The organism is Pseudoalteromonas sp. N1230-9 (assembly GCF_032716425.1).
Lineage (GTDB): Bacteria > Pseudomonadota > Gammaproteobacteria > Enterobacterales > Alteromonadaceae > Pseudoalteromonas.
Map to the genome: position 1 here is coordinate 3,701,279 of NZ_CP090419.1, position 26,681 is coordinate 3,727,959.

Genomic DNA, 26,681 nt, shown 5'->3' on the forward strand with positions numbered 1-26,681 from the left:
TAATTTTAAACTTTCTTTTTAGACCGTTTTAAACCGAAGTTTTACTTAACTCTCTGTCACCTTGTTCAGCGCTTTTCATTGCTGCCCGCCGTGTCAGTGGATGCGCATTATAGGGATGCGAAGAATTAACGCAAGCACTTTTTGAAGGTTTTTTTGATTATTTTCAAATTAGTACAATAACCATACAAATAAAGGGCTACAGAGGGATTTTAGCTTAAAAAGCAGTCATTTTTTGAGGGTGAAATGGTGTAGAAAAAGCGACATGCTTTAAATTAGCTATGTCGCTTTTTATCTTTATGGGTGGGATTAGTTAGTAGAAATTTCCCAAACAGCGATTGAACCTGAAATTTCATTGCCAACAACGAGCAATGCTTCATTCGTTGCACTTTGCTCTGCAGGTATAAATGCCATACCTTCAGGAGCAAGATCACCGGTTATATCTGCATCGGCTTCTAAACCACGATTAAAAAAGTAGTCTTGGAATGTCACGTTGTATGGATTAGTGATATCAAACACCATGATGCCGCCCATACGCTCTAGACCAATAAATGCAAATGTACGCTCACCAATTGTACCCAGTGCTAATGCTTCTGGCTCTGCACCTTTGTCATCAGAGCGACTATCACCGGCATTTTCATCTTCGTTATTGTTAAATGCTGCTCCGTGGACTGAAGCGGTAATGCGTGAGATTTGATCGCCTGAATCAAAAACCACCATGCCGTTACTATCCCAGATAGTAAAAGAGCGAGCGCCGTATGCATAGAGTGACTCGTATTCACCATCGTTATCTTCATCACCTTTAACAGTAGTCACTTTTAAACGGCCAATATCATTATTGTCATTGTTAAGGTAATCAAAATTACTTGCTAGAGTTAAGTCTTTCGCTCTGGTCTCATCTATATATGATAAACAGCCGTCATCTTTATCGTAATCAAGGCCACCTTTTGCTAAACAATCAGCTTCGTCGGTTGTGTTAAAGAAATATTCTCGTGCATCACCTTCATTGGCAGTAACAATGAAGTTTGCACCTTTCCAGGTAAAGCTTGAAATCGTATCAGGTTGATACATGCCATAGAGGCCTGGGTATGATTTAAAATTAACGCCACCGTCTTTATCTGATGCGTCAATCAATAAATTAGACCAATCTTTAAAACCTAACCCTTTAAGCTCTAGGCTATTGTCTTCAAGATTCACGATAGCAAGGGCGTTATTTTCTTGCAGTGTAACGTAGGCAAACTTATCGTCTTTAGAAACACTGATGTATTCAGGCTCTAAGTCCATAGCAACGGTTGTATTTATTAGCTTGCCGTTGATTGTACGGCCAGTCGGATTCGCAAATACAATTCCTAACTCTTCAAGTTCTGCTTGTTTATCGTTATAAGCAGTAAACGTTAAGCTAATAGCAGTATCTGAAATTACACTATTTGTGATGTTAATGATGCTAATTGAACCCTCAGGGTCGACGCTGTAATCACCATTAGGTTCGCCTTCATTTGCAACCAATACTTTATTGCCGTCATGGCTAAACGTCACCATGTCGGGTAGGGCGCCAACAGATACATTTTTAATAAACTGAGGCTCATCGCCACTAATGTCATAAAATGCGATTAAACCTGCATCGCCGGTATTACTGGCTGCCATTGCGACGGCTAAAAGTTCATTATTAGCATCAATAGCGATACTGTTTGCATCGCCAGCACTGTGTTCATTCAGTGCAAGGGTCATCTCTGAGGTTAAATTAGTGCCGTTTATAACCCCTTCGTTATCTTTGACTAAAGCAGCAGGGTCAAAGCTATCAGCTTTTATGATATTCACAACGGCAGAATCACCGGAACTATTAATAGCAAAAATTCGTTGTTTAGAAGTTTGATAAGCGACAATCTCAGCTGCCCCTTCAGGACTTTCTGCGTTAAGCACTGCACGCCCGATAAGATTTATAGTTAAAGTAGAATTTGCATCTTCGCCATTTACTCCGTCTTGACCTGCTGAACCTTGTTCACCTTGTAGGCCGTCTTTGCCGTCGTCACCCTCTAATGAGCAGCCAGTGAGAATGGTTAAAAGTGATAGCGCAATAATTGTTCTTTTTAACATTATTATTTTTCCTTCGTATTGTATTGACCCAATTACAACACGCAGGCATTACAGCTATATGGCACTTTTATGAGAATAAATCAGCCACAAAAAAAGCGAGTATAAACTCGCTTTCTTTATAAATTAGTAACCTAACGCTCATCTTTAGCGCTGTTGTTAGGTAGTTCACCGATTTATTTCAGATCTGGCTTTTTGAATGAGAATTTCTAATTCTTCTAATTTTGGCTCAATGCCTTTCTCATTATGTATTTCGAACCACTTATACACATCACTCAAAACGACAGAGCCGTCTTGTAAGCACAAATATTCATTTTTCAACCAAATATCAGGAGCTCTAACTGATGAACCAGTTAACCAATTGCAATAGACATACCCTTTGTCGATAAGCGTCGTCTCAACATAATAATTAAAGGGATAAAACCCGATAATCAAAAGCAAGCAACCTGAGACACCACTTTTGATAGCTAGAGTCATGGATAATTTAAAACTATAGCTCAATAAGAACTGCAAAGTTGCAATCCAAAAGTAGAGCCAAAATGGCAATAACAAGATAAGTAGAACTGTACTACTACTCTCTTTTACAAAAAAATGATCATCATTATAAAAAAAGAGTTCTTGAAACTCAGATAAAGAAGCTGTAACTGTCAAAATAATTAAGACTGTAATTATAAAGAGTAAAATTTTTTTAGATGTTGCTTCATTTGAACGAGCTTGTGCATATTTAGCTTCAAGGTCTGTCCATTCCATTAGTTTCATCGAATAGGACTCTTATTTATAGTTGGAATCCCAAATACTTTTTTCAAAAAATCTATAGGGTTATCATTATAGTCATTTTCAATTTTTTGTATTTGGTTAGTAACTCGTATTTTACCTGCTCGGATATTTTCTTCGCTTATCCGCAAACGCTCAGATAAAAAATTTACATAACTAGAGGTATCAGAAAAGAACCAAGAGAACAAAACACCTACATGCCTGCTACGAGCGAAAAGGGTTATGATTTGTTTAGGCGTTGTCTATATTCAATAGCACGACAAGCGTAAGCTGAGTAAACCCTTTAGTATTTCATTTGATCCATTGAGGTTATTCTAAAACACTTAAATGAAATACATAAGGCGGGCTAAAAAAGCCCGCTGTCTGAAACAGGAACTCTACACCTACTTTTTAGTTGGGCGCTTCCAACCAGTTAGGTTACGTTGTTTGCCACGAGCTACTGCAAGCTGTTCGTCTTCAACTGTACTTGTTATAACTGAACCAGCACCAACCGTTGCTGTTGAGCCAATATTGACAGGTGCTACAAGTGATGAATTAGACCCAATAAAGGCGTTATCACCGATGATGGTTTTTGATTTATTTACACCATCATAGTTACAGGTAATAGTACCCGCACCAATATTGACCTTTTCACCGATCTCAGCATCGCCTAAATAAGTAAGATGATTAGCTTTTGACCCTTTACCTAAGCGGGTCTTTTTCATCTCAACGAAGTTACCGATGTGTGAGTCTTCTTCCATAATCGCACCAGGGCGAAGGCGGGCATAAGGACCTAAAGTACATTTAGCTGCAACCGTGGCTTCTTCAACAATTGAATTAGCTTTAATAATGACGTTATCGCCAATAGTGCAATCTTTAAGTACGCAGTTAGGGCCAACCTGAACATTATTACCTAATGTTACTTTGCCTTCGAAAATAACATTAACGTCGATGAGTACATCTTCGCCTGTTGTTACTTCACCACGCACATCAATACGAGCAGGATCAGCAAGAGTTGCGCCCTTCAGCATTAGTTCTTCTGCTTGCCATGCTTGATAAGCACGCTCAAGTGCCGCTAATTGCACTCGATTGTTAGCGCCTTCAACTTCCATCGGGTGCTCAGGCTGTGCAGAAGTAATTTCAACCCCTTCGCTGTGTGCCATCGCAACGATATCTGTAAGGTAGTACTCACCTTGGGCATTATTGTTAGATAGATTACCTAACCAACGTTTAAGTAACTCACCATTGGCAGCCATAATACCGGTATTGATTTCTTTAATTGCGAGTTGCTCAGGCGAAGCATCTTTTTGTTCAATAATGCCGACTAGCTTGCCATTTTCGCGAAGCATACGGCCATACCCATAAGGGTCGTCTAGAGTGACCGTTAATACTGCAAGACCATTTTTAGGGGTCGCAGCAAGTAGCTTTTCTAATGTGGCACGTTTGGTCAATGGCACATCACCATAGAGAATCAACACAGTGTCGTCATCAGCAATGTGCTGCTTAGCAACAGCGACCGCATGGCCAGTACCAAGTTGCTCTTCTTGTAATACCCAGTTTACTTGATTGTGTGATAGGGCAGCTTGTAGCTGATCACGACCATGACCATAGACAAGGTTTGTTTCACGAGCACCAAGGGCAGTGGCATTATCAATCACGTGTTGCACCATAGGTTTACCAGCTACTTTATGTAACACCTTTGGTAGTGCTGAGCGCATACGAGTGCCTTTACCCGCAGCAAGAATAACGGTTGTCAGAGACATTAAAACAATATCCTTCTTTCTTTGTTTTATTTACTGATTGGAGTAAGTAATTAATTACCCAAGGTTACGTAAGTCACCTCATGTGCAAATACTCAATCCTAATGCTCAGGACTGAACCTTAAATGAAAAACCCACTTACTTTTAATACAGGACATTCTATCGGGGTTTGGTGAAGGATATAAGTGTGATAACACCATCTTTACGAAAAATTTATGCTTAGACACAAAAAAGCCCACACGAAGTGGGCTTTTCGAAAACCGAGTAGGCTTACTTTTTACGTAATTGTTGAATTACGCGAAGTTGAGCGATTGCTTCAGCAAGTTGCACTGCAGCTTGTTGATAATCTAACTCAGCAGTTGACGTATTCGCCATTTGCTCTTCAGCATCACGTTTAGCTTTTTCAGCCGCTTGCTCGTCTAGGTCTTCACCACGTACTGCAGTATCTGCAAGAATCGTGATGCGATCCGGTTGAACTTCTAGCGTGCCGCCAGCAATATACATCACGTCTTCGTGACCAAATTGCTTAACTAAACGTACCATACCAGGTTTTAGGGCAGTTAATAATGGAGCGTGACCATAGTTAACACCAAGGTCACCTTCACTACCACTCACTTGAATCGATTCAACCAGACCAGAGAACAAGCTCTCTTCTGCGCTTACTACGTCAAGATGTACAGTCATAGCCGCCATACTACCCTCCTAATTACATGCTTTTGGCTTTTTCTTGAGCTTCTTCAATAGAGCCAACCATGTAGAACGCTTGCTCTGGCATATCATCAAACTCACCGTTTAAGATACCTTTGAAGCCAGCAATTGTGTCTTTAAGTGACACGTATTTACCAGGCGCGCCTGTGAATACCTCAGCAACGAAGAACGGCTGAGATAGGAAACGCTGGATTTTACGTGCACGAGATACAACTTGCTTATCTTCGTCAGAAAGCTCGTCCATACCTAGGATTGCGATGATGTCTTTAAGTTCTTTATAACGTTGAAGAACTGTTTGAACGCCACGCGCTGTATCGTAGTGCTCTTGACCGATTACTAATGGGTCAAGTTGACGTGAAGATGAATCAAGTGGATCTACCGCAGGGTAGATACCAAGTGAAGCGATATCACGAGAAAGTACTACTGTTGCATCTAAGTGAGCAAACGTTGTTGCTGGAGATGGGTCAGTTAAGTCATCCGCAGGTACGTATACCGCTTGGATTGAAGTGATTGAACCCGTCTTAGTCGATGCGATACGCTCTTGAAGTACACCCATTTCTTCTGCAAGAGTTGGTTGGTAACCTACTGCTGAAGGCATACGACCTAGAAGTGCTGATACTTCTGTACCCGCTAGAGTATAACGGTAGATGTTATCAACGAAGAAAAGTACGTCACGACCTTCGTCACGGAACTTCTCAGCCATAGTAAGACCCGTTAACGCTACGCGTAAACGGTTACCCGGTGGCTCATTCATTTGACCGTATACTAGCGATACTTTGTCTAGTACGTTTGAGTCGTTCATCTCATGGTAGAAGTCATTACCCTCACGAGTACGCTCACCAACACCTGCGAATACTGAGTAACCGCTGTGCTCGATTGCGATGTTACGGATAAGTTCCATCATGTTTACGGTTTTACCTACACCGGCACCACCGAATAGACCAACTTTACCACCTTTAGCGAATGGACATACAAGGTCGATTACCTTGATACCCGTCTCTAAAAGTTCTACTGAACTTGATTGTTCTTCATAAGAAGGTGCTGCACGGTGAATAGACATACGCTCTTCTTCACCAATTGGACCAGCTTCATCAATAGGGTTACCTAATACGTCCATGATACGACCTAGTGTCTTCGTACCTACTGGAACGTGGATTGGCTGACCTGTACCTTCTACTGCAGTACCACGACGTAAACCGTCAGTAGTACCAAGTGCGATACCACGTACCACACCGCCACCTAGCTGTTGTTGAACTTCTAAAGTTAAACCCGCTAAGTCGCCATCTGTTACTTTTAGTGCGTCATATACGGCTGGCACGTTGTCTTGTGGAAATTCGATATCCACAACGGCGCCGATAATTTGGACGACCTTACCTAAACTCATGTCTATTCCTCTCATTAAACTTTGCCGAAGCGTTAAACTGCTGCCGAACCGCCAACAATCTCACTGATTTCTTGTGTGATTGCAGCTTGACGAGCCTTGTTATAAACAAGCTGTAACTCATCCATAAGGTCGCCAGCGTTATCAGTTGCAGCTTTCATTGCAACCATACGGGCAGCCTGTTCAGAGGCAGCGTTCTCAACTACACCTTGGTATACTTGAGACTCAATAAAGCGTACTAACAGAGCTTCTAAAATAGCTTCTGGGTTTGGCTCATATAAGTAATCCCAAGAATGTTGAGATACTTCTTCTTCAGCTTTTGGCAAAGGGAGTAACTGATCGATTGTTGGCTCTTGCTTCATCGTATTAACGAACTTGTTAAATACGACGTATAAGCGGTCAATTTTACCTTCAGAGTATGCATCTAGCATTGTCTTTACAGGACCAATCACGTCTTGTAATGAAGGTGTATCTCCTAAGTTCGCTTTTTTAGCGACTAACTTTCCGCCAAAACGTTGGAAAAAGCCAGCTGCTTTGCTACCTAAAGTAGTAAATTCAGCTTCAACGCCTTTTTCTTTCCACGCTTTCACGTCTAGGGCAACTTTTTTGAACTCATTTGAGTTCAAGCCACCACATAGACCACGGTCAGTAGAGATAACAATATAACCAACTCGTTTTACTTCACGCTCTTCTAGAAAAGGGTGAGTAAAATCAAGATTTGCTTGAGCAACACGACCAATCACTTGGCGTAAGTTTTCAGCGTATGGACGGCTTGACGCCACACGTTCCTGCGCTTTTTTCATTTTAGACGCAGCAACCATTTCCATTGCGCTGGTGATCTTTTGAGTATTCTTGATACTCCCGATCTTGCTTTTAATCTCTTTTCCGCTGGCCATGACTCTCTCTCCGAATCAGGTGGGCTTTAGTTGCCTAAAGCTCACCATTCATAACTAAATTACCAAGTTTGCGTCGACTTGAACTTCTCTAGAAGTTCTTTAAGTTGAGCTTCAATCTCAGCGTTGTAGTTACCAGTTTCATTGATTTGAGCCATTAGCTCTGCGTATGTGCTGTTTGCGTAAGAAATTAGGCCAGCTTCGAAATCCATGATTTTCGCGATTTCGATATCTTTTAGGTAGCCTTTTTCAGCAGCAAATAGCGACAGAGACATTTCAGCAACAGACATTGGTGCGTACTGTTTCTGCTTCATTAGCTCTGTTACGCGCTCACCATGCTCTAATTGAGCACGTGTTGCATCGTCAAGGTCAGACGCGAACTGCGAGAACGCAGCTAATTCACGGTACTGAGCTAACGCTAGACGGATACCACCACCTAGTTTCTTAACGATTTTAGTTTGCGCTGCACCACCAACACGCGATACCGAGATACCAGCGTTAACAGCTGGACGGATACCTGAGTTGAATAAGTCAGTTTCTAAGAAGATCTGACCATCGGTGATAGAGATAACGTTTGTCGGTACGAACGCAGAAACGTCGCCGCCTTGAGTTTCAATGATTGGCAATGCCGTCAATGAACCTGTTTTACCTTTCACTTCACCATTCGTGAACTTCTCAACGTAATCAGCGTTTACACGTGATGCACGCTCTAGAAGACGTGAGTGAAGGTAGAATACGTCACCTGGGTATGCTTCACGGCCTGGTGGACGCTTAAGTAGTAATGAGATTTGACGGTAAGCAACAGCTTGCTTAGATAAATCATCATATACGATTAGCGCGTCTTCACCACGGTCACGGAAGTATTCACCCATAGTACAACCAGAGAATGGTGCTAAGTACTGAAGTGCCGCAGATTCAGAAGCAGATGCAACAACAACAATCGTGTTTTCTAATGCACCGTGCTCTTCTAATTTACGTACTACGTTAGCGATAGTAGATGCTTTTTGACCAACTGCAACGTACACACACTTAACGCCTGTACCTTTTTGGTTGATGATAGCATCGATTGCTAATGCAGTTTTACCAGTTTGGCGGTCACCGATCACAAGCTCACGTTGACCACGACCTACTGGGATCATCGCATCGATAGATTTATAACCAGTTTGTACTGGCTCATCTACTGATTGACGTTCGATAACGCCTGGTGCGATTTTCTCAACAGGTTCAAAACCGTCGTTATCTAAAGCGCCTTTACCATCGATAGGTGCACCTAGTGTGTTAACAACACGACCAAGTAAACCACGACCAACAGGAACCTCTAGGATACGACCAGTTGATTTAACTTTTACGCCTTCTTTAAGGTCAGCGTAAGGACCCATTACTACTGCACCTACTGAGTCACGCTCAAGGTTTAGTGCGATAGCATAACGGTTGCCAGGAAGCTCAATCATCTCACCTTGCATACAGTCAGCAAGACCGTGGATGCGGATGATACCGTCAGTAACAGATACGATAGTACCTTCGTTACGAGCTTCACTTACAACTTCGAACTGCTCAATACGTTGTTTGATCAGATCTGAAATTTCAGTGGAATTAAGTTGCATGCTCTTTTTCCCAATTACGATTGTAGTGATGTAGCTAAGCGGGCTAATTTGCCACGTACAGAGCCGTCAATTACAGTGTCACCCGCCTTAATGATAAGACCGCCAACAACTGTAGTATCTTCACTACAATTCAGCTTAACTTTGCGTGCGAAACGTTTTTCAAGTGCCGCTACCAATGATGCTTGCTGCTCAGCAGCAAGCGGTGTTGCAGAAACCACATCGACGTCGATTTCTTTGTCGTAGTCCGCTTTAAATTCAGCGAATAACTCAGCAACAGCAGGCAGTGCAACTAAACGTCCATTTTCAGCCATCACCTTGATTAGGTTCTGACCTTGTTCGTTGAGCTGCTCTGCACAGATCTTGATAAACAGATCGGCTTGTTCAGTAGCAGTAGGCAATCCAGCTAGCGCGGCAGCGGCTTGCTCATTGCTGGCAACGTGGCCAGCAAAGAACAGCATGTCGTTCCAACTTTCAACAGTGCCTTTTTCAACGGCAAGTTCAAAAGCCGCTTTAGCGTATGGGCGAGCGATAGTAGCCAATTCAGACATGCTCATACCCTCCTAATTACAGCTCAGCGACAAGTTTTTCAACGATGTCACTGTGTGCGGCTTGATTGATTTCGCGCTCTAAAATCTTCTCAGCACCAACCACTGCCAGCGTCGCTACTTGTTTACGTAGTTCTTCTGTTACACGGTTACGCTCTGCTTCGATTTCAGAGTGCCCTTGAGCAATAATTTTTTCACGCTCTTGTTGACCACGAACAGTTTCTTCGTCAACGATTAGCGTGGCACGCTTTTTAGCTTGTTCAATGATATCAGCCGCTTGAGCTTTTGCCTCTTTAAGCTGCTCAGCAGCTTTCTTTTGCGCAAGTTCTAAGTCTTTTTCGGCTCTATCAGAGGCAGCTAAACCATCTTCGATTTTCTTCTGGCGAGCTTCAATTGCACCATTTAGTGGTGGCCATACGTATTTCATACAGAAAAGTACGAAAACCGTAAATGCAATTAATTCACCGATAAGAGTGGCTGTTAAGTTCACGACCGCTCCTCCTTAAAATAGTAAGCTGTTCAAAAAATAATATTAAAGTACGAACAACAATACCATTGCGATACCAACACCGATCATAGCTACGGCATCGATTAGACCAGCAAGGATGAACATCTTAACTTGTAATGAAGGTGCAAGCTCAGGTTGACGTGCACATGCTTCTAGGAATTTACCACCCATGTTACCGAAGCCGATTGCAGTACCGATTGCACCGAAGCCGATAAGTAGAGCAACAGCGATATACTTAAGACCTAATACTAGTTCCATTTTTTTCTCCAAAGTTTCAATTGTAAATTAAAATTAAATTTTAAAAGTGTAAAAAATTAGTGATTATCTGAGCTTGCCATGCTTAGGTAAACGATAGTCAGCATCATGAATACGAATGCTTGTAGTACGATTACTAAGATGTGGAATACAGCCCAAATAAAGTGCAACGGTAGTTGCATTAAACCAACTGCGCCGATCAAGATGAAAATCAACTCACCAGCATATAAGTTACCGAATAAACGCAGTGCTAACGAGAATGGCTTAGCAACTAAAGCGATTGTTTCTAGTAATAAGTTACATGGGATTAAGAACACCATCGCTAGCTTGTTATTTGAGCTAAACGGATGAAGCGTTAATTCAGCTATGAATCCGCCAATCCCTTTGATTTTGATTGCGTAACCGATCATCAGAATGAATACACCAATAGCCAGTGCAGCTGTCATGTTGATGTCTGTTGTAGGTACAATCTTCATGTAAACGTCGTGAGAATCCATACCAAATGCTTGCTCGCCAACGAAGCCAGCGAATGCAGGTAGGAAATCAACCGGGATCAAGTCCATTAAGTTCATTAAGAACACCCAAACGAAAATCGTCAGAGCTAATGGAGCGATTAATGCGCTTTTACCGTGGTATGTGTCACGTACGTTGTCGCCAACGAACTCAACGATCATTTCAATGAAGCACTGAAATTTACCAGGTACACCGGTATTTGCTTTTTTAGCGGCACTACGGAAGATCCATAAAAAGACTAGACCTAAACCGATTGACCATGCAAGGGTATCTATATTCCATGTCCAGAAACCACTGTCTGCACACGCTTTGTTGAAGGCAAGACCAGCGTCGGTCGAGCACATCTTAGCGTTCGTTAAGTGGTGCTGAATATGGCTTGATAGAGTTACTTCTTCTGCAGCCATGTTATATCCCAAAAGTTAATGATTAAAAAAAACGGGCGCAAACAATCCACTGAACAACACCAATACATACACACAAAAAAACGGTAATAAAATAACCGTATAAGACTTCAGTATTAGTGCGAACAATACGATTGTTAGCATAAATTTTAATCCGTTGCCGCGCTTGAGCGAGGCATACACTTGATTTGTCCGACTAGCACCCATATATCTAAATGCATAGACGACAAATACAAAATTAGGGAGTAGTGCAACAGCTCCGCCAGCAAGTGCTGACTGGCCGGCATTGACTCCCCAACCTACAAAAACAATTACTGCAGCAATAAGCGCTACGATACCCTGAAGACAAATTAATTTAAATGCGGCAAGCCGATATGGCTTTGCTAACTTATTAGTCACGTTTTATTAACCTTGTGAACGTTCAAATTGTCAGGGTATGAAAACTGGCGAAATTATACTGATTCCTACCAGTTTTGCAACTTGAGTCGACCCTTTGTAGTGCAAAAACACCACAAATGTCTCTTTTTGGACATGTTATTAATTAATGACGGGAATAGTCTTAATTTATACGGCTTAAAATGCCATCTAACTCATCAAGATTTGTATATGAAATAACCAGCTTGCCTTTGCCCTTTTTGTTGTAGTTTATTTCAACTTTAGCGCCTAAATTTTCAGCGAGCTTTTGCTCTAACTGTTTGACATCTGGATCTTTTTCTTGCACTTCTTTTTCAGGTGCGGGTTCTAAAATAGAGCGTACTAATTTTTCTGTCTCACGCACTGTTAATGCTTTAGCGACAGCCGATCTTGCGGCATCAGATTGCGCTTCACCTTCAAGTGCTAATAAACAGCGCGCATGACCCATTTCAATGTCGCCATGCTCTAACAATATTTTAACATCGTCGTTAAGGTTATTCAGACGCAGTAAGTTAGTGACAGTCGTACGAGATTTACCAACGGCTTCCGCGACTTGTTGGTGAGTCAGTTCAAATTCATTCAACAAACGATTAAGAGCAATCGCTTCTTCCATTGCATTTAAGTCTTCACGTTGAATGTTTTCAATAAGGGCAATAGCAACAGCGGCTTCATCTGGTACGTCCTTGATGATACAAGGCACAGTATCTAACTTTGCTGATTGGGCAGCGCGCCAACGACGCTCACCAGCGATAATTTCGTATTTATTTGCACCAAGAGGGCGCACAACAATCGGCTGAATAATACCTTGTGCTCGAATTGAGCTGGCTAACTCTTCTAGCGCTTCTTCAGACATGTCTTTACGAGGTTGATATTTACCCGACTGTAAAAACTCAATCGCTAACTTTTGCAGTTCACCTTTACTTTGCTCTGCAACAACCTCAGAGACTTGTTCTGGCTTTGCTGTAGCTTGTTGCTGATTATCTGCACTAGGGGCAGGTTTTGATGAACTTAATAAAGCATCGAGTCCTCGGCCTAAACCGCGTTTTTTAGCAGACATGTTATTTTTTTACCTCAAAGTTAGGCTACTGCTGAAGAAGTTTTCTCTTTTCTACGTAACATTTCACCGGCAAGGGCTAAGTATGCTTTAGCGCCACTTGATGCACGGTCATAATACATGGCAGGGGCACCAAAACTTGGCGCTTCTGCTAAACGGACATTACGTGGGATAACGGTACGATAAACTTTATCGCCAAAATGTTGTTTTAGTTGTTCAGATACATCATTTGCAAGGCGATTACGCGGATCATACATGGTGCGTAAAATACCTTCAATTGTTAACGCTGGATTTACTAACTTAGATAGTTGTGTGATGGTATCCATCAATGCGGTTAAACCTTCAAGGGCATAATACTCACATTGCATCGGAACTAAAATCGAATCTGCGGCAGCCATCGCATTAACCGTTAGCATATTAAGTGAAGGTGGGCAGTCGATAAAAATGAAATCGTATTGGTCTTGAATTTGTTCAAGTGCATTGCGTAAGCGTACTTCACGTGCAAACAATTCCATTAATTTAACTTCTGCGGCTGTCACATCGCCATTAGCTGCAATTAAATGATATTCACCTGACGTTTCTTTATTAATCACTTCATCAATCGGAATTTCTTCGATTAATAAATCGTAAATCGTTGCTACATCGCCGTATTTATCGACACCGCTACCCATGGTAGCGTTTCCTTGCGGATCAAGATCGATTAATAACACTTTACGCTTCGTCGCAGCCATAGATGCCGCAAGATTCACAGCGGTGGTTGTTTTACCAACTCCCCCTTTTTGGTTTGCTAATGCGATGACTTTTGCCACAGTGTCTGATCCCTAGTCTTTAGATAGAATGATTAGATGTCTTTGTGCATCTAACTCAGGTACTTCTAAGCTGATTTTTTCATCAAACTTAATACCTTTAGGTAATGAGTCTAATTCTTCGCTTGGAAATACGCCTTTTAAGGCGATAAATTTACCTGAATGATCAATCAAGTGCGCACACCAGTCAACCATATCTTGCAATGAAGCGAATGCACGACTTAATACACCATCTAATTTAACACTTGGTTGATATTCTTCAACTCTAGACTGCACTGGGGTTACATTTTCAAGGCCAAGAGCATGTTTTACTTGCATTAAAAAGCGCACGCGTTTCCCTAAACTATCTAACAACACAAATTGTGTATCAGGTAAAGCGATGGCTAATACGATACCCGGTAAACCAGGCCCCGTACCTACATCAATGTAATGTTTGCCTTTAAGGTGTGGTGCAACAACTAAGCTATCCATAATATGCTTAACCATCATTTCTTCAGGTAAACGAACAGAGGTTAAGTTATATGCTTTGTTCCACTTGTCGAGTAATTCAACATATTGCACAAGTTGTTGTTGCTGTTTTTCTGTTAGCGCAATATCAGTTTGCGCTAACAGTGAAGTTAATTGTTGTTGTAACACTGTATTCCTCACCGACTACGCAGTCTTGCGCAGTAAGCCTTGCTTTTTCAGATAGACTAATAATAGCGAAATAGCAGCAGGGGTGATACCTGAAATACGTGACGCTTGACCAATTGTGTCTGGACGACTATCAGTAAGCTTTGCAATAACCTCATTTGATAAACCAGAAACAGTTGAATAATCAAAGTCTTTTGGTAATACAGTTTGTTCATGACGTAGCTGCTTGTTGATCTCATCTTGTTGACGAGCAATATAGCCTGCGTACTTAGTATGAATTTCAACTTGCTCAAGTGCAGCTTGATTATCAAACTCTGAGCCTAAGCCATCAATTGCCATTAGGTCGTTATAACGAATTTCAGGACGACGGATCAGATCTTCAAGGCTTGCCTCACGCGTCAATGGAGTCTTAAGTAACGCATTTACTTGTTCTACAGCAACATGATCTTTATGGATCCACGTTTCTTTTAAGCGTTGCGTTTCTTTTTCGATGATTTCCATTTTTTCGTTAAAGGCAGCCCAACGAGCATCGTCAACTAAGCCAAGTTCACGGCCTTTAGCTGTTAAACGAATGTCGGCATTATCTTCACGAAGTAATAAACGGTATTCAGCACGGCTAGTAAACATACGGTACGGTTCTTTAGTACCTAATGTTGCTAGGTCATCAATTAGTACACCTGTGTATGCTTCATCACGACGAGGTGTCCAAGACTCTTTACCTTGTACTTGTAATGCCGCGTTCATACCCGCAATTAAACCTTGCGCGCCTGCTTCTTCGTAACCGGTTGTACCATTAATTTGTCCTGCGAAGAATAAACCATTAATAAATTTCGTTTCTAATGATTGCTTTAAGTCGCGTGGATCAAAGAAGTCATATTCAATAGCATAACCAGGGCGACAAATATGTGCATTTTCAAAACCAGTGATTGATTGCACAATTTCAAGTTGCACATCAAACGGTAAACTCGTTGAGATACCATTTGGATATAATTCGTATGATGTTAAGCCTTCTGGCTCAACAAAGATTTGATGTTTGTCTTTATCAGCAAAACGTACAATCTTATCTTCAATTGAAGGACAGTAACGTGGACCAATACCTTCGATAACACCTGAGTACATAGGTGAACGATGTAAGTTATTGCGGATCACATCATGTGTTTTTTCATTTGTATAAGTGATGTAACACGGGATCTGCTGTGGGTGATCCGATTGTTTACCCATAAACGAGAATACAGGAGTAGGGGTATCACCAGGCTGTTCTTGCATCTTGCTAAAATCAACAGTACGCGCATCAATACGAGGTGGCGTGCCTGTTTTTAAGCGATCAACACGGAACGGTAATTCACGTAAACGCTGTGCAAGAGCAATTGAAGGTGGATCGCCAGCACGACCGCCTTTGTAATTCTCTAAACCAATATGGATCTGGCCACCTAAGAAAGTGCCCACTGTAAGTACAACTGAAGGCGCGCTAAAACGAAGACCCATTTGCGTTACAACACCGACTACTCGATCGCCTTCAACAATCAGATCATCACATGATTGTTGGAAGATCTTTAAATTTTCTTGATGTTGTAATGTATGTTGAATAGCCGCTTTATACAAAGCACGGTCTGCTTGTGCACGTGTAGCACGTACAGCAGGGCCTTTAGATGAGTTTAAAGTACGAAATTGAATACCGCCTTTATCGATAGCCTGAGCCATAGCACCACCAAGTGCATCGATCTCTTTAACTAAATGGCCTTTACCAATGCCGCCTATTGCCGGGTTACAAGACATTTGACCAAGGGTATCCATATTATGAGTTAGCAATAGGGTATTCATGCCCATGCGAGCAGATGCTAATGCAGCTTCAGTACCTGCATGTCCACCACCTACAACAATAACATCAAAACGTTCGTGAAAAATCATTTATGGGATCCTACTTAATCGACCAGCAAAACTTTGTAAAGGGAGCGTATTCTACCTAGAAATTTAGAGAAGATAAATGATTAAACAGTGCTCAAGATCTAAGTGGGTGATCTCTAATAATATAAAGGATCTTTTAAAGAGATCTTTTGTTGTTTTTACTATTAGTACTCAGCAGATCTGTTGATAATGTCTGCTTTGCTTTTTAAAACATGATCTTAAAGCAGATCTAAAGGTGTTAATATGATCGGATCTTCCCGCGTACAAGCTTTGATCAAAAGGGCTATTTATTCACAGGGCAATATCGATTGGATCTTATCCAAGGGATAAACTAGCTTAAAATCGCAGTTAGATCAGTGTTTATCCACAATCCGATCTAAATTATCAGTAAATTGTGGGTAACTTTTATAACAACGATCAACACCGATCGGCTTAACTGAGTCCTACTGATTCGATCCAGCTTGGTAACCAGGCTAATGCCGTGTCTTCTGGCAATGCTTCATCAAGAATATTGAGCTCTAAGCGTTCTGCTACGCGGCTTGCGCCTTTATTCGCGAATAACTCATCAAGATTACGGCCAGCATAGTTATAGGTGTCGTAACTGGTGTCACCTAGACCGATCACACTGTAGTTTAATCCTTTAAGATCAGCTTGTTGGTTAATGGATTCTACGAATGGCAGTAGGTTCTCAGGATAGTCTCCCGCACCATATGTCGATGTACACATCAACCAAATAGTATCTTGCTGATCAATATCATCAAACACAGGCTGTTCATGAAGCTGCACTTGGATCCCTTGTTGTTCAAGGGCTTCTGCTAGTTGCTCTGCTACGTATTCAGCAGATCCCATTTGGCTGCCAACAATGATATTTACTGATTGCATGTGTTTGATCATGTAATTAAATAAGTGGCCACATGATAACGAAGTTAGGGTGTGAGTAAAGCGTTGAATTACGATCTGAATAAGTTTTTAAGCTCAAAATACAGGCTTTAATTTAATAATAATTTTAAAGTACTGTTTTTAATGGTTTTTTAAATATCATAATAAATTAAACCCTTTGATCAAGCTGTTAATAAATTTGGGGAAAGTTCTGATCAAGCTAAATATTGGAAAGTGTATAACTTTGCTAAGTTGTTGATCTTTAATTGTGTGTAAGCGCTTTTATTTTTAGATCAAGGTAAAGTTCGGGTTATGATCGTTTTGTGGATAGATCGCTTGTTGATAACGATCGGTTTGCAATATGCGATCAATAAAACAGATCGAAAAAATGCTAAATAAGTGCCTATAAAGGCTATTTTAAAGAAAATTAACGGTGAAAAATGGCTGTTGATGACAAATAAATTTAAATTTCTGCGTTTTTTTTATGATCAAATCAGCCTTTAGATCTAAAAAACTCCCAAATGTGGATAACATTTTTAGCTAAATTCGATCTTAAAAGCTGTTTTGATCTGATTTTTTAGTTCGCTAAGTTAGTTTTCGATCTGAGTTAAACTGGTTTTTATCGTATTCCCAACTAGATCATAGAGAGAATTACCCAATGAAAAACGTTTTGCGCCACCAGCAAAAGCGGCTTTTGCTGAGTTAAAATTATTCATTGCCATCACATTTAGTGGAATATCTATTGTGTTAGCTAAGCTGGTTATTTGCTCTATGTTAGTGAGACCGGGTACAAACAGACCATCTGCTCCTGCATCTTGATACGCTTTTGCGCGCTCTAATGTTGCTTGAAAAGGGGATTCACTTAGAAAGTAGGTATCGGTTCTGGCGTTTATAAATAAACGACCGAAGCCATTTTCGTTAAGTACTTTCTTTATCTCACTAATAATAGTGCATTGCTGTTCGATAGATCTCAGTGCGTTAGTGTCTTTGTCTGAGTCCTCTATGTTGATGCCTACAACTCCTAATCTTGCTAACGCTAAAACGTTTTGGCTAATTTGCAGCGGATTATTACTGTAGCCTGACTCTATATCGACAGAGAGCGGAATATGAAGGTGTTTGGTCAAGCTTTTAACCAGCGCTAACTGAGTTTGAAAAGAGATGTTCTCACCATCAGCTAAACCCAAACTGGCAGCAATCCCCCAGCTGGTTGTTGCTACAGCTTTAGCTCCCGCAGCTTGGATGAATTGTGCTGAACTAAGATCCCACGCATTAGCGAGTACAAAGCCTCTTTGCTGGTGGTGTAATTGATGAAAGAGTTGATATTTGTCCATGATGTCCTCCGTTTAAAAACATCGCTAGACTAATTGATATGAAATTAATTACTGGCTGATTTCGGCCCTGAACCGATAATTGATTGCTGGATTAAAAATAAAAAAGAGCCTTGCGACTCTTTTTTATCAATATTGATAACCGGAATTTATTTACCGATACAGAACGAACTAAAGATTTTCCCTAGTAGGTCATCAGAGGTAAATTCACCGGTTATCTCATTTAAGAACTGTTGAGTTAGGCGTAATTCTTCAGCGAGGATCTCACCAGCTATATGCATCTCTAATTGCTCTTTACCTGTGTTTAAATGATAGGCTGCGTGATCAAGTGCATCTAGGTGACGACGGCGTGCCATGAATCCACCTTCTGTGGCACCTTGGAAACCAATACATGCCTTTAAGTGAGTACGAACTAACTCTATACCTTCTGCATTTTTAGCACTTAAGCGGATCACCGGATATTGTTCATGTTCATCCATACCTACATTTTCACCGGAAATATCGGCTTTATTTCGGATCACAGTCACACCCATACCCTCTGGTAACTTGGCCATAAACTCCGGCCAGATATCATGAGGGTCGGTGGCTGATGTATCTGTGCCGTCTAACATAAATAGTACGCGATCGGCTTGATTGATCTCTTCCCATGCGCGTTCAATACCAATTTGCTCTACTTTATCTGGGCTTTCACGTAGGCCAGCGGTATCAATAATATGTAGTGGCATACCATCAATGTGGATATGTTCGCGTAATACGTCACGTGTTGTACCGGCTATTTCGGTAACGATAGCAGCATCACGGCCAGCTAACGCATTAAGTAGGCTTGATTTACCAGCGTTAGGGCGACCAGCAATAACAACACGCATACCTTCACGCATGATGCTACCTTGTTTAGCTTGCTGAGTTACATTCTCTAATTGATCAATAATGGCATTGAGATCTGCGGATACTTTACCGTCTGATAAAAAGTCGATTTCTTCATCTGGAAAATCAATTGCGGCTTCAACATACATACGTAGGTGAATGACTTTCTCCACCAGCGTTTCAATATGTTTAGAGAATTCACCTTGCAGTGATTGGAGGGCGCTTTTTGCTGCCTGTTCACTGGTTGCATTGATAAGGTCAGCAATTGCTTCTGCTTGAGTTAAATCTAGCTTGTCATTCATAAATGCGCGCTCAGAGAACTCACCTGGTTTTGCTAAACGTACACCGTCAATTTGGCTAATCTCTTTTAATAGCATATCTAAAACGACAGGGCCGCCGTGACCTTGTAGTTCTAGTACGTCTTCGCCGGTAAATGAATTTGGCCCTTGGAAGTAGATAGCAATACCTTGGTCAAGCTGTTCACCACTCAAGCTTTTAAAGGGCACATAGTCTGCGTAACGTATTTTAGGGCAACGGCCAATAATGTGCTCTGCCACTGTTTTTGCTAAGCTGCCAGAGACGCGAATAATACCAACCCCACCACGTCCTGGTGCGGTCGCTTGTGCTGCAATTGTGTCTTGATTAATCATGCGATGAAATAATGCCAATAAAAGAATGAATGCTGGCTCTATTGTAACCTATGGCTTAATTTCATGCGAATAGCTCTTTATTTAGTGAAGTGTTTATTATCTGATGTAAGTATTACTTTATTTAGTTTTAATTAATAATAAACGGCCATTGCAAATGATAATTATATTCATTACCATGTTTCGCATTCTAAATCTTATCGTTTTTTATTATGCGTCTTTCTGCTGTTTTTATTGCACTTGCTGCTGGTTTTTCGGGCGTTGCCCATGCTCAAAATGAAGTGACTACTTCTGATCAAAATGATTCTAAAGAACTCGAAAAAATAGAAGTTGTTGGCCGTGCGTTCTCTTTATATCGCCCAACTGAATCAAGCTTTGCTACTCGTACCAATACACCTTTGGAGAAAATTCCTCAGTCAATTCAAATTTTACCGCAGGAGCTGATCAGTGATCAGGCTGCTCGCCAAATTACCGATCTTTATAGCAATATTGCTGGTGTTAATGCTTTTAGTTATTCGGGCGTGACATTCCGTGGCTTTCGCCAAGATGAGATTTTATACGATGGTGTGAAGGGCGATCCTTTCAATGGCTTTGCTGTACCGCAATTATTTAATATTGAACAAGTTGCGGTTTTAAAAGGGCCTGCTGGTGCTATATACGGCAGTGGTAATCCAGGCGGTATTATTAACTATGTAACTAAGAAGCCTAAATTCACCAGTGAGCACAGTATTGAAGTGGAAGTGGGGAATGATGACTTCTTCAGTGGAGCATTAGAAAGCACGGGGACTTTAAGTGAGTCACTTGATAACCATGCTTATCGTGTTGGTCTTTACCGTGATACTGAAAAACCATTTCGTGCTAATACTAGCAGCGATAATACCATTGTTGATCTTGGTTATACGTGGCTTATAAATAGTGCAACCGAATTGACCACTCAGTATACCTATATAGAGCAAGAGTTGGGTGGGGCACGTTTACGTGGTGTTCCTGCTGATGATAATGGCAATTTTCTAACTGATATTAGCTGGAACCATAACGAGGCGACAGACTTTCAAAATGTTGAAGCCCATGTTTATCAGGCTACTTTAAAACATGAGTTTAATGATGTTTGGCGCACAGATGTTACAGCACGTTATTTTGATAACAAAGAAGTGCAAAACTACCATGAACCAAGAGGCCTCGTAGATACAGATGACGACGGTATTGTTGATTGGAGCCACCGTGAGTTTCGTGATCAAGTACGTGAGAACGAAGGTTTTAGCTTAACAGCTAATGCGATTGCAGAATTTATAGTTGCAGACATGCAGCATCAAGTGTTGTTTGGTAGTGATTGGTATGAACATGATTTTGAAAGCGTTTACCGTACAGCTACGCAACAAAGTAAAGGTGGCCCAGTACCAGGACTTGATCTTAACAACCCTGAGTATGGTTTAACCTCTGCTGATGATTATAACCTTGATAGTATTACACCAAGGCTTGGCAAAACGAATAGCACCCGCTTTGGTGCCTACTTGCAAGATCAGCTAGATATCACCGCTAATTGGAGTGTGACAGCTGGCTTAAGGTATGACCGTTTTGAAGATAAAGACTTGTTAAATCAAACCGAGTTTTCTGATAGCGACTTAACTTACCGTATTGGTACTAGCTATAACATTAACAACATGTTCTTCCCTTATGCGCTACATGGCACTGGCTTTGTGCCGCAAAGTGCGAGTAATCAGGAAACAGCTAAAGGCGGCCCATTCTCGCCAGAGACTAGCCGTATTAACGAGTTAGGTTTAAGAACCAAGCTATTAGCAGATACGCTTGCTGTTAATATGGCTGTGTACGATATTGTCCGCGAAAACATCCTACAGCCTAGCTTATTAGGTGATGTTGCAGGTGACGGCGTTGATGACTTAGTTGCCGTTGGTGAAGTACAAAGTAAGGGTTTTGAACTTGAGGTGGTTGGTGACATCACTGAGCGCTGGGTAGTTACTGCAAGCTACGCTTATAATGATACCCGTATTACTAAAGCCAACGACAGCATTCGTAACCAAATTCCTGATAGCGATAAATTTGCTAACGCGCCGCAAAATACCCTAGGTATATGGACACGCTATGAGCTACCTCGCTTATCATCATCTATTTCTGCTGGCCTAGATTATGTTGATGAACAGCTTAGTTTAGGTGGCCAACACGTTAAACCTTACACTGTTTACAACATGGCGTGGCAAACAAGGGTTGATAACTGGCAATGGCAGCTATCAGTTAAGAACGTGTTTGATAAAGAATACGCAAGCAGCGGCTTTATCGAGCGAACAGGGCACTTTCCTGGTGAACCGCGCCGTGTCTATTTAAGTGCTAAATATAGCTTTTAATGGTGGCGTGTGAACGCTAAAAGTTGGTTTAACTTACATTCTTGGTCAGGGCTCTTTGTTGGAGTCTTGCTTTTTGTTACCTGCGTATCGGGCACACTCGCTACGTTAAGCCATGAACTTGAGTACTTAACAGACGCAAAATACCGTGCTTTAAGTTCTTCTACCTCTACTAACTACCTTGCTCTCGAAAACACCCTTAATAAGCATTATCCGCAAGCTCAGTTACTTTATATCCAACGTCATAAGCAAGATTACCTTGCCATTGAAGCGGCTCTTAAAGTCGGAGATTCATTTCGCTTTGTTTATTTAGATGCTGCAACGGGTCGCTTACTCGGTGAAGGAGAGTGGGTGCGGATATCGCGGTTTTTACGTAACTGGCATATGAACTTGTCGATGGGCTGGACGGGTAAATTAATCGTCACGAGTTTGAGTATTTTACTCGTTATTTTATTGGTTTCGAGTTTTTATGTGTATCGGCGCTGGTGGCAAGGCTTTATGAAAAAGCCTGCTGCGCTAAGCCTAGATAAACGTAGTAGTTGGTCTGATTGGCATAAGCTGTTAGGGCTTTGGAGTTTATGGTTTATTGCTGTGATGGCCATCACAGGGGTTTGGTATCTGGTAGAACATGGGCTGCAAACCGCAAAATTGCCACACACTGTTTCTGCTCCACAAGCTGTGAGTGAGTTTAAAAAACAAAGCCCTCGTAAAGATGTATCGCCAATTAGTTTAGCTACAGCTTATAAAGCCGCTCAACAGGCGTTTCCTAGCCTTGATATTCGCTATATCCGTTATCCTAATAAAGTGAATCAGCCTATTGAAGTACGCGGCTATAACGATGATATTTTACTTCGTCTACGTGCTAATCGCGTGTATTTGGAGCCAAGCTCCGGTGAAGTTCTTGGCATACAAAAAGGGGAACAATTACCTATTGTCGCAAGAATCACCGATACCGCTGATCCACTACATTTTGGCAACTTTGCAGGAATTGGTACCAAGCTTATTTGGGGGTTATTTGGTGCATTGATGAGCTTTGTAAGTGCTGCTGGTATCTATATGAGTTGGCTTAGGGTTAAGCGTAAAACAACGGCTATAAAGTGGCTTGGTTTATCTGGGGTGATTGCAATCGGTTTGGTGGTTGCTTCGCTACTCACAACAAGTTTGAGCTTTACTGAGCGCAGTGTACCCAATCAGGTTTATTCTCCTATTCTGGGTTAGCCATTTTCAGGCATTAAAAAAGGCGCAGTTAGCGCCTTTTTTATTGGGTTAAGAGTTTAGCCTCTTACCTTAATACCTTTTTTCTCCATACCGCGGTAGATGATTAGCATCTGAGCGATTGAGATAAGGTTCGATACTAACCAGTAAAGTACTAGGCCAGATGGGAACCACAAGAAGAAAATTGAGAATATTACAGGCATAAAGGTCATCATTTTTTGCTGCATAGGATCTTGAACTGTCATAGGTTGCAGCTTCTGAGTAACGAACATACTTAAACCAAATAGAACTGGTAATACATAGTATGGGTCCATTGCTGATAAGTCATTTAACCATAAAACGAATTCAGCATGGCGTAGCTCAGTTGATTCTAGGAATACGTAGAATAAGGCTAAGAAAATAGGCATTTGCAGTAAAAGAGGGAAACAGCCACCCATAGGGTTCACTTTTTCTTTCTTATACATTTCCATCATAGCTTGACCGAATTTTTGACGATCATCGCCATACTTCTCTTTTAGAGCAGCCATTTTAGGTTGTAATGCGCGCATCTTCGCCATTGACGTATATTGCGCTTTTGTAAGTGGGTACATTGCCGTTTTAACGATAACCGTAATTGCAATGATTGCCAGACCCCAGTTACCTAGGATGCTGTGTAACCACTTCAGTAATACGAATAATGGTTGTGAGATAAACCATAACCAACCATAGTCTACTGTGAGGTCTAAGTCTGGGTGAATTGCTTCAAGTACATCAGACTCTTTCGGGCCCATGTAGTAAGTAGAAGAAAGAGTAGTTTGTGTGCCTGCCTGAACGTTTACCGCTTCACCTTTAGTACCAATAATGGCTGCATTACCAGCAACTAGTTTGCTGTAAAGGGTATTTTGTTGATCTTGCTTTGGCACCCATGCACTTACGAAGTAATGTTGGATAAATGCGATATAACCGCCAGATGTGGTGATGTTGAGGTTTTTATCAGCCATGTCTGAGAAGCTATACTTTTCGTATGGCTCTTCTTCAGTACCGTAAGCTGCCCCTAGGTAGTTTTGATCTACTAAGCTACCTTTTTCTTGTACAGTACGCTTAACTTGCGTGTATAGCTGAACTTGAATAGGATCTGCTGTTACGTTGTTTACTGTGTACTCTAGACCTACAGCGTAGTCGCCTTTTTTGAATATATAGGTTTTAGTAAATGTCACACCTTTACTGTCAGTAAATTCAAGTGGAACACGCAGCTCATCACCATTTAATGTAAATGCTTTTTGTGTGGTTTTATAAACAGGGCGGCCTTTGACTGTTGCATCAGGGCCATTTAAACCTATCAAGCCACTTTGTGAGAAGTATTGTTTACCGTCAAACACACCTAGGAGCATGTAAGGAGTATCACTACCTTTTGTTTCTTCATATTGAAGTAGGTCTGCTTCAATAATGTCACCACCGCGGGTGTCAATTTTTACAGTAAACACATCAGTTGTTACATCAATAACTGAGCGCTTTGCTGTTGTAACTGCAGGTACTTCACCGTCAGATGATGCCGGAATAAACTCATCTGATTCTGGTGTTGTTGCGCCTTGTGTTTGTGTTGTGGCACTTGGATCAGCTTTTGGTGCATTGTAGTCGTTATTCCATTCTTGGAATAATAAAAACGACACAAGCATCAAGCCGATTAATAAAAACGTGCGTTGCGATTCCATAACAGCTCTTATTTCTCGTGTTGGTGGTTAATATGATTTTTTGCCGGTACGGGATCATCCCCACCAGCATGTAAAGGGTGGCATTTTAATATGCGTTTAACAGCTAACCAACTGCCTTTTACACTTCCATGCAAATTAATTGCTTGAATAGCATAACTTGAGCAGGTTGGGTTAAAACGACAATGCGGGCCTAATAACGGGCTTATCCACTTTTGATAGCCACGTATAAGCATGACTAAACAGCGCTTTGGAATAGCAACAAGTGGTTTAAGTAACCTCATGATGTGTCAGCCCCTGCGTTAATTTAGTCAATGGATACCATGAATTTAAATTCCCAATGTAGAATTTTAAATGCATGATTAAAAGGTGAGCTAAAGATACCCTAATTAAGCCTGTAATTCTATTGCTATCAGGCTTGTTTATTAGATTTAGCCGATTTATTGGGGCGTTTTTTAAAAGGAGGTGGTTTTGGAGCACCTGGCTTGCAGCGTTCATTAATTTTTCGCCACAATTTATTCAATTGTTTGGTTAGCTCTTCGTTTGACTGCTCATCAATACCGCTTTTAACCATGAGCACTATATCAATGTTATCGAGTTTATGTTGATTTAAACGGAAACTTTCGCGAGCAAGGCGTTTAATTCGATTACGTTGACAGGCTTTTTTAACACGTTTTTTTGCAACCGTAAGACCTAATCGAGGATTAGTTTGGTCATTGCGTTTGGCTAATAAAGTAAAGAAAGGAGTCGCAGCGCGTGCTGGTTCATTAAAAATGCGGGAGTAATGCGAGGGAGTTAACAAACGTAACTCCCTGCTGAAGCTAAAGTCTTCCACTTATATATTAAGCAGAAAGTACTTTACGGCCTTTAGCACGACGACGAGCTAATACTTTACGGCCATTTGCTGATGCCATACGAGCACGGAAACCGTGTGTACGTTTGCGTTTTAAAACGCTAGGTTGAAAAGTTCTTTTCATAACAATTCCATCCGATCGGTTAAGGTTAAAACATCCTATGCAGGTCGCGATCCTGGCACAGGTGCCATTGCGAGCGCGAGATATTATAGATGAAGACCACAAAAGTCAATCATTAAAACGCTGCAGAGGTAGTAATTATAAAGGATCCTTTACCTTGATCATATAGGATCATCATAAATAAGAAGTTTTCCACAGCCTCTGTATAAAAAGTGAATAAAAGCTTGGGAAAAGTAAATTAGATCGTAGATTTCGATCGCGATCTGCCTGTAAATTTGCTATGATCAGTGTTCAGACTTAAAAAATAAATACTCTATAAATCAGGGTGTTACTTGTTTTTTTGCGCGAGATCATATTTTTCAGAAAAATCAATCTTGTACTTGTGGATAAAGTGCCTTCATAATAGTCGGTCTGGGTCGATAAAATCGGTCAAAGATTAGCAATAAATGTTTGATTTTCCATCATTTAAGATGAACGGGAATAAAATTAAATCTCTAGGAGTTTAATA

General features: G+C 41.2%; 25 protein-coding genes. 2 read left to right on the forward strand and 23 right to left on the reverse strand.

Annotated features, from left to right (window positions below):
• Nucleotides 1–306: 306 nt before the first annotated feature.
• The 19 genes from LY624_RS17300 to mnmE all read right to left on the reverse strand — a co-directional run bounded on the left by LY624_RS17300 (nucleotide 307) and on the right by mnmE (nucleotide 19,942).
• Nucleotides 307–2,091, reverse strand: a complete 1,785-nt coding sequence (locus LY624_RS17300; protein WP_341803600.1) for a choice-of-anchor I family protein — start codon at nucleotides 2,089–2,091, stop codon at nucleotides 307–309.
• 165 nt (nucleotides 2,092–2,256) lie between these two features.
• The gene (locus tag LY624_RS17305; protein WP_341803601.1) at nucleotides 2,257–2,838 is read right to left on the reverse strand and encodes a DUF1240 domain-containing protein; all 582 of its coding nucleotides are present in this window, start codon (nucleotides 2,836–2,838) and stop codon (nucleotides 2,257–2,259) included.
• A gap of 407 nt (nucleotides 2,839–3,245) precedes the next feature.
• Nucleotides 3,246–4,604, reverse strand: a complete 1,359-nt coding sequence (gene glmU, locus LY624_RS17310) for a bifunctional UDP-N-acetylglucosamine diphosphorylase/glucosamine-1-phosphate N-acetyltransferase GlmU (protein WP_341803602.1) — start codon at nucleotides 4,602–4,604, stop codon at nucleotides 3,246–3,248.
• Between the two features lie 267 nt (nucleotides 4,605–4,871).
• On the reverse strand, nucleotides 4,872–5,294 hold the full coding sequence (locus tag LY624_RS17315; RefSeq protein ID WP_054554812.1) for a F0F1 ATP synthase subunit epsilon: 423 nt from the start codon (nucleotides 5,292–5,294) through the stop codon (nucleotides 4,872–4,874).
• A gap of 13 nt (nucleotides 5,295–5,307) precedes the next feature.
• Entirely contained in the window at nucleotides 5,308–6,693 is a 1,386-nt protein-coding gene (gene atpD / locus LY624_RS17320) for a F0F1 ATP synthase subunit beta (protein ID WP_054554811.1), read from the reverse strand.
• 32 nt (nucleotides 6,694–6,725) lie between these two features.
• Nucleotides 6,726–7,586 (reverse strand): F0F1 ATP synthase subunit gamma, encoded by an 861-nt coding sequence (gene atpG / locus LY624_RS17325; protein ID WP_054554810.1) that lies wholly within the window; start codon nucleotides 7,584–7,586, stop codon nucleotides 6,726–6,728.
• A gap of 59 nt (nucleotides 7,587–7,645) precedes the next feature.
• The gene (atpA, locus tag LY624_RS17330; protein WP_054554809.1) at nucleotides 7,646–9,187 is read right to left on the reverse strand and encodes a F0F1 ATP synthase subunit alpha; all 1,542 of its coding nucleotides are present in this window, start codon (nucleotides 9,185–9,187) and stop codon (nucleotides 7,646–7,648) included.
• 14 nt (nucleotides 9,188–9,201) lie between these two features.
• Complete coding sequence (gene atpH / locus LY624_RS17335; protein WP_062568483.1) at nucleotides 9,202–9,735, reverse strand: F0F1 ATP synthase subunit delta; 534 nt, start codon at nucleotides 9,733–9,735, stop codon at nucleotides 9,202–9,204.
• 16 nt (nucleotides 9,736–9,751) lie between these two features.
• Nucleotides 9,752–10,222 carry a F0F1 ATP synthase subunit B gene (gene atpF, locus LY624_RS17340; RefSeq protein WP_054554807.1) on the reverse strand — a complete coding sequence of 157 codons (471 nt, stop codon included), beginning with the start codon at nucleotides 10,220–10,222 and terminating at the stop codon, nucleotides 9,752–9,754.
• Between the two features lie 42 nt (nucleotides 10,223–10,264).
• Nucleotides 10,265–10,498 (reverse strand): F0F1 ATP synthase subunit C, encoded by a 234-nt coding sequence (gene atpE / locus LY624_RS17345; protein WP_004335261.1) that lies wholly within the window; start codon nucleotides 10,496–10,498, stop codon nucleotides 10,265–10,267.
• 56 nt (nucleotides 10,499–10,554) lie between these two features.
• Nucleotides 10,555–11,412, reverse strand: a complete 858-nt coding sequence (atpB, locus tag LY624_RS17350; protein ID WP_130149258.1) for a F0F1 ATP synthase subunit A — start codon at nucleotides 11,410–11,412, stop codon at nucleotides 10,555–10,557.
• Between the two features lie 15 nt (nucleotides 11,413–11,427).
• Nucleotides 11,428–11,808 carry an ATP synthase subunit I gene (locus LY624_RS17355; RefSeq protein ID WP_062568481.1) on the reverse strand — a complete coding sequence of 127 codons (381 nt, stop codon included), beginning with the start codon at nucleotides 11,806–11,808 and terminating at the stop codon, nucleotides 11,428–11,430.
• Nucleotides 11,809–11,968: 160 nt separating this feature from the next.
• On the reverse strand, nucleotides 11,969–12,880 hold the full coding sequence (locus LY624_RS17360; protein WP_341803603.1) for a ParB/RepB/Spo0J family partition protein: 912 nt from the start codon (nucleotides 12,878–12,880) through the stop codon (nucleotides 11,969–11,971).
• Nucleotides 12,881–12,900: 20 nt separating this feature from the next.
• A complete protein-coding gene (locus tag LY624_RS17365; RefSeq protein WP_130149256.1) occupies nucleotides 12,901–13,686 on the reverse strand; it encodes a ParA family protein in 786 nt (261 codons plus the stop codon).
• Between the two features lie 12 nt (nucleotides 13,687–13,698).
• Nucleotides 13,699–14,319: a 16S rRNA (guanine(527)-N(7))-methyltransferase RsmG gene (gene rsmG, locus LY624_RS17370; RefSeq protein WP_054554802.1), complete on the reverse strand. Its 621-nt coding sequence runs from the start codon at nucleotides 14,317–14,319 to the stop codon at nucleotides 13,699–13,701.
• A gap of 15 nt (nucleotides 14,320–14,334) precedes the next feature.
• Complete coding sequence (mnmG, locus tag LY624_RS17375; RefSeq protein ID WP_130149255.1) at nucleotides 14,335–16,224, reverse strand: tRNA uridine-5-carboxymethylaminomethyl(34) synthesis enzyme MnmG; 1,890 nt, start codon at nucleotides 16,222–16,224, stop codon at nucleotides 14,335–14,337.
• 429 nt (nucleotides 16,225–16,653) lie between these two features.
• Complete coding sequence (mioC, locus tag LY624_RS17380) at nucleotides 16,654–17,103, reverse strand: FMN-binding protein MioC (RefSeq protein ID WP_130149254.1); 450 nt, start codon at nucleotides 17,101–17,103, stop codon at nucleotides 16,654–16,656.
• Between the two features lie 587 nt (nucleotides 17,104–17,690).
• Entirely contained in the window at nucleotides 17,691–18,431 is a 741-nt protein-coding gene (locus LY624_RS17385) for an isocitrate lyase/PEP mutase family protein (RefSeq protein ID WP_130149253.1), read from the reverse strand.
• Between the two features lie 146 nt (nucleotides 18,432–18,577).
• Entirely contained in the window at nucleotides 18,578–19,942 is a 1,365-nt protein-coding gene (gene mnmE, locus LY624_RS17390) for a tRNA uridine-5-carboxymethylaminomethyl(34) synthesis GTPase MnmE (RefSeq protein WP_130149252.1), read from the reverse strand.
• Nucleotides 19,943–20,151: 209 nt separating this feature from the next.
• On the opposite strand from mnmE, the gene LY624_RS17395 reads away from it, so the two are divergent.
• On the forward strand, nucleotides 20,152–22,299 hold the full coding sequence (locus tag LY624_RS17395) for a TonB-dependent siderophore receptor (protein WP_130149251.1): 2,148 nt from the start codon (nucleotides 20,152–20,154) through the stop codon (nucleotides 22,297–22,299).
• Nucleotides 22,300–22,308: 9 nt separating this feature from the next.
• The gene (locus tag LY624_RS17400) at nucleotides 22,309–23,514 is read left to right on the forward strand and encodes a PepSY-associated TM helix domain-containing protein (RefSeq protein WP_130149250.1); all 1,206 of its coding nucleotides are present in this window, start codon (nucleotides 22,309–22,311) and stop codon (nucleotides 23,512–23,514) included.
• Nucleotides 23,515–23,570: 56 nt separating this feature from the next.
• Here the strand turns inward: LY624_RS17400 and yidC are convergent, their stop codons facing one another.
• The 4 genes from yidC to rpmH form a co-directional block, all read right to left on the reverse strand.
• Complete coding sequence (gene yidC, locus LY624_RS17405; RefSeq protein WP_130149249.1) at nucleotides 23,571–25,202, reverse strand: membrane protein insertase YidC; 1,632 nt, start codon at nucleotides 25,200–25,202, stop codon at nucleotides 23,571–23,573.
• A gap of 8 nt (nucleotides 25,203–25,210) precedes the next feature.
• A complete protein-coding gene (gene yidD, locus LY624_RS17410; RefSeq protein ID WP_054563758.1) occupies nucleotides 25,211–25,483 on the reverse strand; it encodes a membrane protein insertion efficiency factor YidD in 273 nt (90 codons plus the stop codon).
• Between the two features lie 128 nt (nucleotides 25,484–25,611).
• Nucleotides 25,612–26,034, reverse strand: coding sequence for a ribonuclease P protein component (gene rnpA / locus LY624_RS17415; protein ID WP_058583673.1), 423 nt, complete (start codon nucleotides 26,032–26,034; stop codon nucleotides 25,612–25,614).
• A 7-nt stretch (nucleotides 26,035–26,041) separates the two neighbouring features.
• A complete protein-coding gene (gene rpmH / locus LY624_RS17420) occupies nucleotides 26,042–26,176 on the reverse strand; it encodes a 50S ribosomal protein L34 (protein WP_045980711.1) in 135 nt (44 codons plus the stop codon).
• Nucleotides 26,177–26,681: the final 505 nt, after the last annotated feature.